Annotated in this window: 14 protein-coding genes and 1 other RNA gene; 8 read left to right on the top strand and 7 right to left on the bottom strand. The window is 68.0% G+C overall.

The genetic code is table 11. The annotated features are described in order from the left end of the window. The first annotated feature begins 45 nt into the window (after nucleotides 1–45). Together rnpB and ACFRMN_RS00850 are read left to right on the top strand one after the other, a co-directional pair. Nucleotides 46–453, top strand: an RNA gene (gene rnpB / locus ACFRMN_RS00855) — RNase P RNA component class A. A gap of 567 nt (nucleotides 454–1,020) precedes the next feature. Next, the gene (locus ACFRMN_RS00850) at nucleotides 1,021–1,638 is read left to right on the top strand and encodes a hypothetical protein (RefSeq protein WP_383011218.1); all 618 of its coding nucleotides are present in this window, start codon (nucleotides 1,021–1,023) and stop codon (nucleotides 1,636–1,638) included. A gap of 8 nt (nucleotides 1,639–1,646) precedes the next feature. Here ACFRMN_RS00850 and ACFRMN_RS00845 read toward each other — a convergent pair whose 3' ends face one another. Next, nucleotides 1,647–2,114: a transposase gene (locus ACFRMN_RS00845; protein ID WP_383011216.1), complete on the bottom strand. Its 468-nt coding sequence runs from the start codon at nucleotides 2,112–2,114 to the stop codon at nucleotides 1,647–1,649. 347 nt (nucleotides 2,115–2,461) lie between these two features. Between ACFRMN_RS00845 and ACFRMN_RS00840 the strand changes: the two genes are divergently transcribed. Continuing rightward, on the top strand, nucleotides 2,462–3,160 hold the full coding sequence (locus ACFRMN_RS00840; protein WP_383011213.1) for a hypothetical protein: 699 nt from the start codon (nucleotides 2,462–2,464) through the stop codon (nucleotides 3,158–3,160). Nucleotides 3,161–3,242: 82 nt separating this feature from the next. After that, nucleotides 3,243–3,776 carry an SUKH-4 family immunity protein gene (locus ACFRMN_RS00835; RefSeq protein WP_383011210.1) on the top strand — a complete coding sequence of 178 codons (534 nt, stop codon included), beginning with the start codon at nucleotides 3,243–3,245 and terminating at the stop codon, nucleotides 3,774–3,776. Nucleotides 3,777–3,797: 21 nt separating this feature from the next. Here the strand turns inward: ACFRMN_RS00835 and ACFRMN_RS00830 are convergent, their stop codons facing one another. Further along, nucleotides 3,798–3,926 carry a hypothetical protein gene (locus tag ACFRMN_RS00830; RefSeq protein WP_383011208.1) on the bottom strand — a complete coding sequence of 43 codons (129 nt, stop codon included), beginning with the start codon at nucleotides 3,924–3,926 and terminating at the stop codon, nucleotides 3,798–3,800. Between the two features lie 5 nt (nucleotides 3,927–3,931). On the opposite strand from ACFRMN_RS00830, the gene ACFRMN_RS00825 reads away from it, so the two are divergent. Further along, nucleotides 3,932–4,516 (top strand): DinB family protein, encoded by a 585-nt coding sequence (locus ACFRMN_RS00825; protein ID WP_383011205.1) that lies wholly within the window; start codon nucleotides 3,932–3,934, stop codon nucleotides 4,514–4,516. A 59-nt stretch (nucleotides 4,517–4,575) separates the two neighbouring features. On the opposite strand, the gene ACFRMN_RS00820 is transcribed toward ACFRMN_RS00825, so the two are convergent. Both ACFRMN_RS00820 and ACFRMN_RS00815 read right to left on the bottom strand, forming a co-directional pair. Next, nucleotides 4,576–5,007: an SDR family oxidoreductase gene (locus ACFRMN_RS00820; RefSeq protein WP_383011202.1), complete on the bottom strand. Its 432-nt coding sequence runs from the start codon at nucleotides 5,005–5,007 to the stop codon at nucleotides 4,576–4,578. Nucleotides 5,008–5,150: 143 nt separating this feature from the next. Beyond that, nucleotides 5,151–6,761, bottom strand: coding sequence for a substrate-binding domain-containing protein (locus ACFRMN_RS00815; protein WP_383011199.1), 1,611 nt, complete (start codon nucleotides 6,759–6,761; stop codon nucleotides 5,151–5,153). Nucleotides 6,762–7,095: 334 nt separating this feature from the next. Between ACFRMN_RS00815 and ACFRMN_RS00810 the strand changes: the two genes are divergently transcribed. After that, a complete protein-coding gene (locus ACFRMN_RS00810; RefSeq protein ID WP_383011196.1) occupies nucleotides 7,096–7,335 on the top strand; it encodes a hypothetical protein in 240 nt (79 codons plus the stop codon). 151 nt (nucleotides 7,336–7,486) lie between these two features. Here ACFRMN_RS00810 and ACFRMN_RS00805 read toward each other — a convergent pair whose 3' ends face one another. Both ACFRMN_RS00805 and ACFRMN_RS00800 read right to left on the bottom strand, forming a co-directional pair. Next, nucleotides 7,487–8,452: a PhzF family phenazine biosynthesis protein gene (locus tag ACFRMN_RS00805; protein ID WP_383011193.1), complete on the bottom strand. Its 966-nt coding sequence runs from the start codon at nucleotides 8,450–8,452 to the stop codon at nucleotides 7,487–7,489. A gap of 110 nt (nucleotides 8,453–8,562) precedes the next feature. Beyond that, nucleotides 8,563–9,333 (bottom strand): SDR family oxidoreductase, encoded by a 771-nt coding sequence (locus ACFRMN_RS00800; protein ID WP_383011191.1) that lies wholly within the window; start codon nucleotides 9,331–9,333, stop codon nucleotides 8,563–8,565. A 151-nt stretch (nucleotides 9,334–9,484) separates the two neighbouring features. On the opposite strand from ACFRMN_RS00800, the gene ACFRMN_RS00795 reads away from it, so the two are divergent. After that, entirely contained in the window at nucleotides 9,485–11,167 is a 1,683-nt protein-coding gene (locus ACFRMN_RS00795; RefSeq protein WP_383011188.1) for an alkaline phosphatase D family protein, read from the top strand. Between the two features lie 55 nt (nucleotides 11,168–11,222). On the opposite strand, the gene ACFRMN_RS00790 is transcribed toward ACFRMN_RS00795, so the two are convergent. Then, on the bottom strand, nucleotides 11,223–12,242 hold the full coding sequence (locus ACFRMN_RS00790) for a Gfo/Idh/MocA family protein (RefSeq protein WP_383011185.1): 1,020 nt from the start codon (nucleotides 12,240–12,242) through the stop codon (nucleotides 11,223–11,225). 141 nt (nucleotides 12,243–12,383) lie between these two features. Between ACFRMN_RS00790 and ACFRMN_RS00785 the strand changes: the two genes are divergently transcribed. After that, entirely contained in the window at nucleotides 12,384–13,781 is a 1,398-nt protein-coding gene (locus tag ACFRMN_RS00785) for a multidrug effflux MFS transporter (RefSeq protein WP_383012004.1), read from the top strand. Nucleotides 13,782–13,790 lie beyond the last annotated feature (9 nt).

Below are 13,790 nucleotides of genomic sequence, written 5' to 3'. Positions count from 1 at the left end.
GCACTCCGCCCCGCTCCCGCCGGGTACCATGGCCGACACGGCAGACGAGCCGGGCGGACGGCCGCGTCAAGATCTTCGATCTTGCCGAGGAACGTCCGGACTCCACAGGGCAGGGTGGTGGCTAACGGCCACCCGGGGTGACCCGCGGGACAGTGCCACAGAAAACAAACCGCCGGGGACCGTATCCGTACGGGCCTCGGTAAGGGTGAAACGGTGGTGTAAGAGACCACCAGTGCCCAGGGTGACCTGGGCAGCTAGGTAAACCCCACCCGGAGCAAGGTCAAGAGGGAGCACCCCGGTGCTCCTGCGCGGACGATCGAGGGCTGCCCGCCCGAGTCCGCGGGTAGACCGCACGAGACCGGCGGCAACGCCGGTCCTAGATGGATGGCCGTCTCCCGGACGGCCGCGAGGCCGACCGGTGAACAAAATCCGGCGTACAGCCCGACTCGTCTGCCAGCAAGGGCCCCTGACCAGCGAAATCACAGGTCAGAGGCCCTTCTTCGTGGATCGGTGGGCCTAGTCCGAGCCACCCAAGGCAGCCATGGAGGTAGCCACCATGTGGCCACTGCGGGCACTCGTCCTGATCACTGGGATGCGGTGATTCTCCGCGCACCACAGCCAGGCTTGCCCGAACGCAAGACACCCTCCACCAGCGGAAGGCTGGTGAGCCTTAAGTGCTCCGGTGAGCGTATGTCAGTCTCGCCCCATGAAAGGATCATCGCGATGTCTGCTGCTGGACTGACCACCGCGACGCTGCTCTCCGGGACCGTGCAATCCGCTCAGGCCGTATCGGGTCCGGCGTGGAACAAGACCGTTCACCGCGACTCCACCGACCGTGATGGGCGCCACATCGTCACCCGGATTGGGAACGCCCATCTCGGGCGGAACCATTCACCCACCGGCACAACATCCGCAAGACCAAGGACGGAGAGTACGATGCCGGCCGAGGTCAGAAGATCGGCGTCATCAATGCCTTTGCCGCAACCAGCCACACAACAAGTGCCCCGCCTGGATGAATTGGTGACCGACTCCGAAGACCGGGAGCAGCAGGCAGGCATCAGCCGTCACCTGCTGTACTACCTCAACGCCCCCATTGCCGAAGGCTGCCGACTGCGTGGTGTCCTCCCTGCCTCTGGTGCCGTACGGATTGCCATTCGCGCGGGCGAGGGCGAGGGAAGCGATACGTTCCTCTACGAGATCCCCCACGACAGCGTGGCTCCCGCACGCATTCCCGGCGTCCTGCGCGCCATTCTGTCCGAACCCCAGTTCTACGGCAGTGGCGACGTCAGTGATGTGCTCGGAATGACACTCTTCCGCCTTCGCCCGGAGGAGATCACCCCCGCGCCTGAGCCGGAGGAGGGCAAGGCGCTGAGGGCTCTCCTCGGGCTCGGGCTCGGGGGCGGGCCTGATGATGAGAACCCCTTCGTGATCGGCTTTCTGATGAAGGACGACGGCCTGATGCGCGTGTACGTGGAGCGTCCAGGCCACTCCAGTCTCATCGGCGTCGACATTCGCCTCACTGACCAAACCACCGCGCTGACCGCCTCGATTCCTTCTCTCATCGAGGAGGAGGAGCGCTACCGGCCCTCACTGGACGATCCACATTGCGATCTCGTCGTGGACCTGACCGACTGGTAGGCGGCCGTTCAGTGGTTCCCAGGGCGTCGGTGTACCGGTGGAGGACGGCGCGAACGGTGGCCGCGTCGTCTCTGGCGACATCCTCGCCGAGTGCTGCGGCCAGACGGCGGGTCACGTCCTGATCGACGTCCATACCGGCTGCCCGCAGCGCGGCCGGATGCCGTAGCGCGGTGAGGCCCGGCCCGCCGGCGGGGGCACGGTCCGGAATCCACCGGTTCGCACTGGAGCGGCCGGGCAGCCTGCCCGCGGCGAGCTGCGCCCAGCAACGCGGTCGCCGACGAGACCCCGCATGTCGGCGGCAGACGCCGCCACGCACACCCGCTGGTCAGCGCGTACACCACGGCCGTGAACACCGCCCGCTCGTTCACCGGAGCGGTACCACCGCCCTGACGGCGCGGCGTGAACGACGGCAGCAACGGTGCGACGAGAACCCATAACCCGTCAGGAACCAGTCGCCGCGACAGATCAGAACCCACAAAGAGCAATCATGCCGCTGCACACCAACCCACCACGTGAGACATGCTCTTAGCCACGGTGTCTGCCATCGTTGGGCTGCGACGGTGTGCCCGGCACCATCACTATGGTGCGGCCCGGTGCTCGCCATTGGAACCAAGCGGATAACATGGCCTGGGGCTTCGATGGCGGCGAGCCCAATACGCATGCGATCGGGTCCGGTTGGTCAAGAGGGCGAATATGGGAGTCAAGCTTGACCTGGGTGTTGCCCGCCAGATATTGGACGACGCGTACGTCCAAGCGGTTGAAGCCACTTCGTTGCCTCAATGGCCCCTTCTGAATTTGGAACGGCAACTGTGCGGAGGAAAAGATGTCGCCACTCACCCGGAACGAGCAGTTACATCTAGATTCTCTGGAAGAGATCAAAAACTGCCCTCTCTTGGAGTCGACGTGCAGTGGCGTGGACCTGGATATGCCACTCGGCAACATACTTCCGGAGGAATACGATGAATCATGGGAAGGGGTGCGATTCAGCGAAAACATGCTGAGCTGCTATCTGCGGTTCTATGAACTCGGTGCCGCCTGGGGAGCCGTTGAAGCTTTGCCAGACATCAGCGGAGAGTTCAACCTCATCAATTTTCACGATGCCCTCCAGGCCAGCGATCCTGGGACGGCGCGAGGAAAAACGGACTTCCATCGCGAATTCTTGTCACAGCTGTGTCCTATCGATCGGACGCCGCGATCGGGTGCGGGGAGTCAGACCTACATCCGCATGCAAGCAGGCGTCGACGAACTTGAGCTCTGGTACAGCGCTGTCGCAGACATCGGGCAGCCGCCCTATCCGCCAGGATTCATTCAACTCGACATCGACTACTGTGAATATCTCAGAATGCTGCTCCTTACGAAGGGTGTTCACGGCTGGCAGTATCTTTTTGCGGACATCTCTCTGGATAGGCGAGATTTTTCAGACAGTGCAAATAATCTAACGAATATGCTCCGGGTGTTTCCGGATGTTTTTCCGGGCCGCGACTATTCATCCATTCGTGCTCGGTTGGAGGATCGCCTGTGACTCGTTACGCGGAGGAATGGAAGATGGCCTCCGGCTCGGAACGAAGCGTCAGCTCCATCTCACAGCAAGAAAGTTGGACTCCGTGGCAACGCACATAGAACTCGTTCATCTGTTCGGCGAAGACAACGTCATCAATCTGGACGTGAATGCTTCCCTGAAGAGGGGAATTCCCGCAGAAGACGCCAAACTTCTGGCCGAAGTCGGCCTGCCCACCTTCGTGGATGTCCTATTCACCTTAAAAGTTCAGGGACTTCCGAAGGTCTTCACTGTCGTGCCTGTCGAAAGCGGCGATGAATCCGTGAGGATTTTCATCCTTGGCAGCCCTACGGACAGTCCGGAGATCAGGTACTTCCTCGACCTCAAACGTCGCTATGTCGTTCTTCTCTCCACCGGGCCGCACGGCCCCCAGGCCGAGATCGTCAACCATTCCCTGGATGATTTCATCGAATTCCTGTACCGGATTTCCCTGCACAAGGAGAACACCGCTGAAGCCACCGTCGAAGAAAGAAGGCGGGGTGCGCATGATCTCCATAAGGCTCTGGCGGAGCGGGACCCGATGGCCTTCTCTGCGCCTGATACCTGGTGGTCGATGGTTCTGAACGCCCTAAAGCAGTAGACCTGCTACTGAGAGGTTGTCTCACGTGGCGAGTTTCGCGAGCTTCTTGTAGCAGGTCAGGGCTACGGCCATAGCCAGGCCTCGGCTCTGCCAGTCGTTGCGGACCACGTACGGGATCTTGAGACCACGAGCAGCCCATGGAAGGTTCATGCCGCATGATCGATGAATTCGCGAAGGACAACCTGCACGGGAGACTGCGGCGGGACCGCGAGGCGCTGCTCTGGAAACTCGACGGCTTGTCCGAATATGACGCCCGCCGGCCTTTGACGGTGACCGGGACCAACCTCCTCGGCCTGGTCAAACACGTGGCCACCGTCGAGGCCAGGTACTTCGGCGAGGTCTTCGACCGCCCTTCCCCGGAAGCGTTGCCCCGGTGGCAGGACTACAACGGCGGCGATCTGTGGGCGGCCGAGGACGAGACCCGCGATCAGATCATCGGGTTCTACCGGCGCACGTGGGAACACTCGGACGCGACGATCAACGAGCTTCCCCTCGACGTCCCCGGCCACGTGCCGTGGTGGCCGGAGCCTTATGCCGACACGAACCTGTTCGCCGTCATGGTCCATGTCCTCGGTGAGTCCAACCGGCATGCCGGGCACGCCGATATCCTGCGCGAGGGCCTCGACGGCCGGACCGGGTTGCGCCCCGAACACGAGAAGCAGATCGACGAGGAAGCCCGTGCGGCCTACCGCGCGAAGATCGAGCAGGCCGCCAGGTCGGCCGCACCGATCAAGGCTTAGAGGTTGTCTCACGTGACTTGATGTTCGTGCGGCATGCTGCCCTGGCGACCTCGTCGGCGTCAGCCCATGGGGAATTCGCCGCCGTCCACGACGATATTCCTCCCGGTCAGCCAGCTCGCCCGGTCGGACACGAGGAACAGCACCGCGTGGGCGATGTCGTCTGGCCGGACATCGCGCCCCAGCGGCGCGGTGCCGTTGCCTTCGCCGGGTCGCGCGCCACCCGCGTTGTGGACCAGGATGTCCACCCCGCCGAGCAGGTCCCGCGCGGCCGCGGCCGGCGTCTCCGCTCCGGCCCGGGTCCGCACGTCGGCCTCCACGAAAGTGGCTCCCTCCGGCACTGTGCCCCTCGCCGACCTGGCGGTCGTGAGCACGTCGGCGCCCGCGTCCGGGAATTGGCGTACGACGGCCGCTCCGATTCCGCGAGAACCACCCGTGACCAGGGCCCGCTCTCCCGCGAGTTCTCGATTTCCCGAATGAGAGGCAAAGACCAAATGTCAGCAGGTGCCATAGGGAATTCCTATGGCACGCCGGTCCCTGCGCCAGTGAGCGTTTTCAGCGGCGGCGCCCCGCCGCCGCACCTCCGGGCCCGAGTTCCTTCAGGCCGCCGGTGATCTCCCGATGCGGGCCGCGGGGGCTATACCGGCTCGCACTGTCCCGAGTCCTGCAATTCGGAGCAGAGGCCGTGGCCGTACTCGCGCAGGATGTCCCTGCCGCTCTGCTGGGTGAGGAAGGTCAGGAAGGCCGCGGCGACCGAGCCCGGGGGCGCCTCGCCGTACGTGTAGGCGAACTCGGTCTGCCAGTACGGGTAGCCGGCCTCCTCGACGCTCTCCGCCGTCGGCTTCTTGCCGTCGATCTTCAGCTTGACGAGGCTGTCACCGGCTTCGCGTTCGTCCACTCTGCTCGCCTCGCTGTAGCCGAGGCCACCGGTGGTCGTGGCAGTCCTGTCCAGCAGCGTGCCCGTGCTGTCGACCTCGCAGCGGCCGTACTCGTCCTGCTTCAGGGCCGCGCAGTCGGTCACGGTGAACTGCGGATGCTGATGGCCGTCCAGGACGCGCTCGACAAGGGCGCTGCGGGTGCCCGAGTTGGAGTCCCGGCTGATGAGATGTATGGGGATCTTGTTGCCGCCCACCTCGGACCAGTACGTGGTCTCTCCGGAGTAGATGCTGCGAATTTGTTCGAGGTTCAGGTTCTCGACGCCCGCGTCCTTGTTCACCACGAGGGTGAACACGGAGATGGCCACGGGCTGGGGGATCAGCCGGGGATGGCCGTCGGAGACGAGGCCGTCGGTGAAGGCGATGTGGTCATCGAGCCCGTCGCCGACGGGGACCTTGGCGTCCCGGCCGGCTTTCTCCAGGTCGTTGATGCCGTTGGTGCTGCCGTCGAAAGTGTCGTCCTCAAGGGGGATCGCCACGCCCGCCCCCGCGCACCGGTCCAGATAGTCCTCGGCGACGGCCCGCACGGCCGGGGCGAGCGCGGTGGAACCGTGCAGGCGCAGGGTTCCGTCGGCGCAGTCCAGCGGCGGTGGGTCGGCGCGCAGAAACACCAAGAGGCTCTGGGTCAGGACGCCGAGTGCCAGCAGGGCGATGCCCAGCCGCGCCGCCGGCGAAGCGAACGTATGGCTCTCGGTCCTGGCCATCTTGAACCGGAAATAGCCGGCCACCCGGTCGATCCAGGTGATGCGCCGCCCGCTGACGTCGCCACGGAACTCCGGGTCGGGGAAAGTGTCGCGCTGGTCGCCGGACCTGCGTTCCAGGACGGCGAGCACCTTGTAGTGGGCACGGGAGTTGAGCATCGCCTTCGGCAGTCTGATGACCCCGGCGTCGGTGTCGTCGTCGATGGCGAACCCGGCCTGCCCCTCGGCCGGCTCGGTGAAGAAGTCCTGCAGTTCGGGCTGGCTCAGATAGGTCACCACGAGGCCCACCACCCGGCGGCCGCGGAACGTGACCCGTATGCCGCTCGGGTCGCCGGCGGGCGTCATGTAGTCGTCCTCGCGGATCTCGGCCCAGCCCGCGTTCTCGATGCGCAGCAGCACGAACGACGGGTCGGTCAGCCTGCTGCCGTTCTCCCGCATGTTCTGCAGGACCTCCGCGTACGGCGAGTGGGTCACGTCCGCGGCCAGCGCGTCCATCTGCACGCGGTAGCCGAGCCGCTTGCGTCCGACGACGGCGAACTCCCATACGAAGGCCGCGGTGGGGATCACGATGCTGACGATGGCGACCGTCGTCTCGAAACTGGGCAGTTCCACCGCCGAACTCCCTTGATGCATGGCGCAGTTGGTTTAGGGAGACCCAGAGTGGCGAGTGGGGCGGCCTGTTGCCACGCCTACCGGGATCCAGGAGCAAGAATTCGGGCGGTCGAGATGTCTGGGATACGTGCTGTTCGCCTGGCGTATGCCTCGTACGCGAGTTCCGGAACGGTCGGTCCCGGGCCCTGCCGCCGCGCGCCGCCTCAAGGCGTGACGAGGGCGGCCCGGTACGCCGCCGCCTCACGTCGCGTTCAGCGCCACCGTCGGGTGGAGGCGGGAGGCGCGGATCGCCGGACAGAGGCCCGCCGAGCTGCGCGACGGGCTCACCTCCCTCGTGCAGCATCTGGACGGCTGCACGGTGACCGGAACGGGCACCCGCGTCACAGTGCACCTCGACGGCCGCTACACGGAGTCGGGGCGCGACCAGGGCACGGGGCAGCTGGTGTGCACGCCGGCGCGCGCCCAGTCCGTACTCGACCCGAAGGTCAGGACGGACGATGTCGAGGTGACCCCGCGGCCGTCCGACGGACCCGCGCTGGGCCCGTACCGGTGTGCGGAATTCCTCAACGGGTGAGGCATGGTGGATGAGTTCGTGGCGGCGTTCCGGGTGGAGCGGGCCGCTGCGCGTCAGCCGGATGAAGGAGAACCGCGCCCTGCCTGCCGCGTGAATTCCCAGGCCCGTGTCCGCGACGTCGCCCCACCTATCCGCGCGGCCTCCTACTCGTTCAGGACCGCTCCGGGATCCGGGCGCCCGCGCCGCCCACCCGGACGCGCGGGTCGTCCGGCCGCAGCTCCACCGTCAGCACTCCCGGGCGGCCCATGTCCGCGCCCTGGTGCAGGGTGAGCACCGACTCGCCCGGTACGACGCCGAGTTCACGCGCGTACGCGCCGAACGCCGCCGCCGCGGCCCCCGTCGCCGGATCCTCGACCACGCCGCCCACCGGGAAGGGGTCGCGGACATGGAAGACGGTCGCCGACTCCCGCCAGACCAGCTGAATGGTCGTCAGATCCAGCCGGGTCATGAGCCTTTCGAGGCGATCGAAGTCGTACGAGAGATCCGCCAGCCGGGCCCGCGTCGCGGCGGCCAGGACGAGGTGGCGGGCTCCGGCGAAGGCGATACGGGACGGCAGCGCCGGGTCGAGATCGGTCGCCGGCCAGCGCAGCGCGGCCAGCGCCTCCCGTACGTCCTGGGTGCCCGCCTCCGTGACGTAGGGCTCGACGCTGGTGAGCGTGGCCCGCAGCGCGCCGTCCTGTTCGGTGACCGTCACCGGGACGGTCCCGGCGCGGGTCTCGAAGACGAGATCGCCGGGTCCTGTCCGCTCGGCGAGTGCCACGGCGGTGGCGATCGTGGCGTGTCCGCAGAAGGGGACCTCGGCCTTCGGGCTGAAGTACCGGACGGTGAAGGCCCGGCCCGGCTCGCCGAGGCCCCGCGGCGGGGCGGTCAGAAAGGCGGTCTCGCTGTAGCCCAGCTCCGCCGCGATCGCGAGCATCGCGTCGTCACCGAGCCCGGCCGCGTCCAGGACGACACCGGCCGGGTTGCCGCCCTCCGGGTCGGTCGAGAACGCGGTGTACCGAAGGACCTCGCCGGGGGTTTCGCCGGACGCGGACACGGACGCGGACACGGACGCGGACGGGGACGGGGATGCGGACGGAGGCGGGGACGCGGACGCGGATGCGGAGTGCGGGCTCATGTTCCGGCCAACAGCGACGGCGGTCCGGCGCATTCCCGCACACCACAAGGCACCCTCGCACCACCCCGCAGCCCCCTCGCGCCCCCCGCCCCCGCGCCCCCGCGCCCTCCTCAGCCCCGGCCCACGAACGGCATCGCCGTCGCCAGCACCGTCGCGAACTGCACATTCGCCTCCAGCGGCAGCTCCGCCATGTGCAGCACCGTCGTGGCCACATCCGCCACATCCATCACCGGTTCCACCGCCAGCTCGCCGTTCGCCTGCATCACGCCCCGCCGCATCCGCTCGGTCATGTCCGTGGCCGCGTTGCCGATATCGATCTGCCCGCAGGCGATCCGGTACGGACGGCCGTCCAGCGAAAGCGACTTGGTGAGCCCGGTCATACCGTGCTTGGTGGCGGTGTAGGCCACCGAGTCCGGGCGGGGCGCGTGTGCCGAGACAGAGCCGTTGTTGATGATCCGGCCGCCCTGCGGGTCCTGCGCCTTCATCAGCCGGAAGGCCGCCTGCGCGCACAGGAACGTACCGGTCAGATTCGTGTCCACCACCTTCCGCCAGGCCGAGTACGGCAGATCCTCCAGGGGCACACCGCCGGGGCCGAACGTGCCCGCGTTGTTGAACAGCAGATCGAGACGGCCGTACCGCTCGCGCACCGCCGCGAACAGCGCGTCCACGTCCTCGGGTTCCGACACATCGGTCCGTACGGACAGCGCGTCGCCCGTCAGGGCGTGGGTCGTCTCCTCCAGCTTCTCGGGCTTGCGGCCCGCCAGTACCACCGACCAGCCCGCGCCGCTCAGCGCCCTCGCGACCGCACGCCCGATGCCGGAGCCGGCACCCGTCACCACGGCGATTCGCCCCTTGGTGTTGATGTTCCGCATGGCGTCCATGGTCAGGCAGGGTACGCGCGTTACGTGGGGTACAACTTGGCGCAGCACGCGGTTCTCATCCAGTCGCCATGCGCATGTTGTGCGCACGACAACGGGGCGTCTTCGCCCCCGACTGCAATGCGAGTGACAGCCGCCGTCAGGGGAGGGGCACATGACACCTGTACTTCGCCACGCACCGGCCAGCCGCAGCACAGCCGGCGGATCCGCACCGGGCAGCACCCACTCCGCCGAGTTCAGAGCCGCCGCCGCGCACCTCGGCCGCCGTCGCTTCCTCACCGGCACCGCTGCCGCCGCCGCGCTCGCCTTCGCCGTCAATCTGCCGGGCACGGGGGTCGCGAGCGCCGCCGAGCTGGACGCCAGGAAGATCACCGAGGACCCGTTCACCCTCGGCGTCGCCTCCGGGGACCCGAGCCCCGACAGCGTGCTGCTCTGGACCCGGCTCGCGCCCCGCCCGTACGAGGCCGACGGCGGTCTGCCCGCCTACCGGGTCTCCGTACGGTGGGAGCTGGCCCACGACGCGGCCTTCAAGCGGATCGCCAAGCGCGGAGAGACCGACGCGCACCCCGAGTTCAACCACAGCGTGCACGTCGAGGTCCCCGGTCTCGCGCCGGGCCGGGTGTACTACTTCCGCTTCCGCACCGGCAGTTGGATCAGCGAGGTCGGCCGGACCCGTACCGCGCCCGCCGCGAACGCCAGGACGAGCGCGCTGTCCTTCGCCGCCGTCTCCTGCCAGGCCTACCACGACGGCTACTTCACCGCGTACAAGCACCTCGCGGCCGAAGACCTCGACGTGGTCTTCCACCTCGGCGACTACCTCTACGAGTACGCCGTCAACTCCGTGGGCGGCGCCCGCAATTACCAGGACCGCGAGCTGCCCGCGCACTTCAACCGCGAGACGGTCACGCTGGACGACTACCGGATGCGCTACGGCCTCTACAAGTCCGACCCGGATCTGCGGGCCGCGCACGCCGCGCACCCCTTCGTCGTCACCTGGGACGACCACGAGACCGAGAACAACTACGCGGGCGACGTCCCCGAGAACGACGTGCCGCCGGAGGAGTTCCTGCTGCGCCGGGCCTCCGCGTACCGCGCGTACTGGGAGAACCAGCCGTTGCGCGCCCCGCAGCGGCCCAACGGCCCGGACATGCGGCTCTACCGCAGGCTGCGCTTCGGACGGCTCGCGCAGTTCGACATCCTCGACACCCGCCAGTACCGCGACGACCAGGCGTACGGCGACGGCTGGCAGCTGCCAGGCCCGGAGTCCGAGGACCCGGGGCGCACGATGACAGGACCGGTCCAGGAGCGCTGGCTGCTGGACGGCTGGAAGAAGTCCACGGCGACCTGGAACGTCGTACCCCAGCAGGTGACCTTCGCCCGGCGCCGCAATCTGCCGACGGCCGACCACAAGCTGTCGATGGACTCGTGGGACGGCTACCCCGCCTCCCGGCAGCGGCTGCTGAACGGGGTCGAGGCGGCCGGTCTCAAGAACTTCATGGTGCTGACCGGTGACGTACACACCGGCTACGCGTACGACCTGAAGAAGGACTGGGACAACCCGGGGTCGCGCACGCTCGGCACCGAGATCGTCGCCACCTCGATCTCCAGCGGCAAGGACGGCACGGACCGGCCCTCCAACTGGGCCACGTTCATGGAGGCCAACCCGCACATGAGGTTCTACAACGGGCGGCGCGGTTACGTCACGGTGGCGCTCGGTGAGCGGCGGGCGCGGGCGGACTTCAAGACGGTCGAGGTCATCACGACACCCGGCGCCCCGGTCACGACGGCGGCGTCCTTCGTGACCGAGGCGGGCGATCCGGGGCTCAAGCCGGTCTGACGCGGTTCAGGCCCGGAGCGGTCCGACGCGTTCGGACCCGGAGCGGTCCGACGGGTCAGGCCGCTCCGCCGCCGTCGTCGGCGGGGAAGCGGACGCCGATACGGTCCCGTACCGCGTCGAGCGTCCGCATCACCGCGAGCGTGCCGTCCAGCGGCACCAGCGGGGATTCGGTCACTCCGGCCCGCAGACAGCGCATCACCTCGGCCGCCTCGTACTGGAGGCCGTGCAGTGCGCCGTCGCCGGTGAACTCCTCGGGCTCCGCGCCGTCCCGGTGCAGTACGAACCGCTCCGTCGAGAAGAAACCGGACGGCACCTCGATCCGGCCCGCCGTGCCCGTCACCGTCGCCGTCACCGGAGTCCCGGCCGTCACCGAGCAGGTGAGCAGCGCCGTCGCCCCGGAGTCCCAGCCCAGCAGCATCCCGGTGTTGAGGTCGACGCCCTCGGGCGAGAGCAGCGCGTCGGCCTGGACGCGGTCGGGCTCGCCCAGCAGCAGGTGTGCGAAGGAGACCGGGTAGACGCCGAGATCGAGTACCGCTCCGCCGCCGAGCGCCGGGTCGCGCAGCCGGTGGTCGGCGGCGAACGGGCCCTGGAGACCGAAGTCGGCCTGGACGGTACGGATCTCGCCGATCGCGCCGTCCCTGACCAGCTCCACCAGCCGCAGGATGACGGGGTTGCAGTACATCCACATGGCTTCCATCAGGAAGAGACCGCGCTCCCGGGCGAGCGACACCAGCTCACCGGCCTCGCGCGCGTTGAGCGTGAACGCCTTCTCGCACAGCACCGGCTTTCCGGCGGCCAGGGCCAGTCCGGCGGCGGCCCGGTGCGCGGAGTGCGGGGTCGCCACGTAGACGACGTCCACCTCCTCGTCGGCGACGAGCGCGGCCCAGTCGCCGTACGCCCGGGGGATCCCGAACCGGCTCGCGAACTCCTTCGCGGACGCGTCGCTGCGGGAGGCCACCGCCACCACCTCGGCGTCCGGCAGCTCCTGTACGTCCGTGGTGAACCGCGCGGCGATCCCGCCCGTCGCCAGCACACCCCACCGGACGGCGCTCCCGGGCGACGTCCCTCGCGGCACCTGTGGCGACACCTGTGGCGACACCTGTTGCGAACCCTGTTGTGACATCTGTCCCGTTGTCATGGCTGCCCCAAATAAAGGTCTCGACCGCTCCCGCTGAGCTGAGAGCATAGGTACGGATTCAACGACATGGAGACAGGAATGCCGGACGGCGGCCGAACCACCGAAGGACGTAAAGGACATATAGCGCCCGAGCAGCGTCGCTCGGCACCGATTCCGGATCAGCGGCAGGCACCCCCGCAAGCACCCTCACAAGCCCCGCAGGCACCCCCGCGGGAGCATGTCCCCGCCGCGCGCCGCGCCGGGCTGCTGGTCACCCTCGTACTCGGCGGGCTCACCGCGCTGCCGCCGCTGTCCATGGACATGTACCTGCCGGCCCTGCCGGAGGTCACCCGCTCGCTGAACTCACCGGCGGCGACGGTTCAGATCACCCTCACCGCGTGTTTGGCGGGAATGGCGCTCGGCCAGATCGTGGTCGGCCCGATGAGCGACAAGTGGGGGCGGCGCCGGCCCCTGCTGTTCGGCATGATCGTCTACGTACTCGCCACCGCCATCTGCGCCCTCGCGCCCACCACTGAACTTCTCATCGGATTCCGCCTCTTGCAGGGTCTCGCGGGCGCTGCGGGCATCGTGATCGCCCGCGCGGTGGTCCGTGATCTCTACGACGGCGTGGAGATGGCGCGCTTCTTCTCCACCCTGATGCTGATCTCCGGCGTCGCGCCGGTCATCGCGCCCGTGATCGGCGGACAGGTGCTGCGCCTCACCGACTGGCGTGGCATCTTCGCCGTCCTGACGGTGGTCGGCGTCATCCTCACGCTGGTCGTCTGGAAGTGGCTGCACGAGACGCTGCCGCCGGAGAGGCGGCACAGCGGCGGCACCGTCGCGGCGCTGCGTACGATGCGCGGGCTGATCGCGGACCGGATCTTCACCGGCTACATGCTGGCGGGCGGTCTGGCCTTCGCGGCGCTGTTCGCGTACGTCGCGGCCTCGCCATTCGTGGTGCAGGAGATCTACGGCGCCTCGCCGCAGACCTTCAGCCTGCTCTTCGGCGTCAACTCCATCGGTCTGATCGCCGTCGGCCAGATCAACGGCAAGGTGCTCGTCGGCAGGGTCAGCATGGACCGGGTGCTGGGCTTCGGGCTCATGGTCATCACCGTCGCCGCGCTGGCGCTGCTGCTGATGACCTCCGGAGTGTTCGGAGCGGTGGGGCTCTTCCCGGTCGCGGCGGCGCTGTTCGTGCTGATGTCCGCGATGGGGCTCGCGATGCCCAACACCAATGCCTCGGCGCTGATGCGGACGCCGCACGCCGCGGGCTCGGCGTCCGCGCTGATCGGTACGTCGTCGTTCCTGATCGGTGCCATCGCCTCGCCGCTGGTGGGGATCGCGGGCGAGGACACGGCCGTCCCGATGGCGGTCGTGCAGCTGGTCTGCGCGGTCGGCTCGCTCGGCTGCTTCCTCGGTTTCGTACGGCCGTGGCAGCAGCACCAGCACCAGCACCAGCACCAGCAGCCGCTGGGGCGCCCGGCCGCCGGCGCCTGATCGTCGCTT

It is taken from the genome of Streptomyces sp. NPDC056835 (assembly GCF_042789485.1).
In the GTDB taxonomy this organism is placed as follows: Bacteria; Actinomycetota; Actinomycetes; order Streptomycetales; family Streptomycetaceae; genus Streptomyces.
This window is presented reverse-complemented; position numbering and strand designations above follow the sequence as displayed.

Coding starts and splice junctions, on each gene's coding strand:
- ACFRMN_RS00840 (WP_383011213.1), top strand. CDS start 2,462: ATGTCGCCACTCACCCGGAACGAGCAGTTACATCTAGATTCTCTGGAA.
- ACFRMN_RS00830 (WP_383011208.1), bottom strand. CDS start 3,926: ATGAACCTTCCATGGGCTGCTCGTGGTCTCAAGATCCCGTACGTGGTC.
- ACFRMN_RS00825 (WP_383011205.1), top strand. CDS start 3,932: ATGATCGATGAATTCGCGAAGGACAACCTGCACGGGAGACTGCGGCGG.
- ACFRMN_RS00805 (WP_383011193.1), bottom strand. CDS start 8,452: ATGAGCCCGCACTCCGCATCCGCGTCCGCGTCCCCGCCTCCGTCCGCA.
- ACFRMN_RS00800 (WP_383011191.1), bottom strand. CDS start 9,333: ATGGACGCCATGCGGAACATCAACACCAAGGGGCGAATCGCCGTGGTG.
- ACFRMN_RS00795 (WP_383011188.1), top strand. CDS start 9,485: ATGACACCTGTACTTCGCCACGCACCGGCCAGCCGCAGCACAGCCGGC.
- ACFRMN_RS00785 (WP_383012004.1), top strand. CDS start 12,384: ATGCCGGACGGCGGCCGAACCACCGAAGGACGTAAAGGACATATAGCG.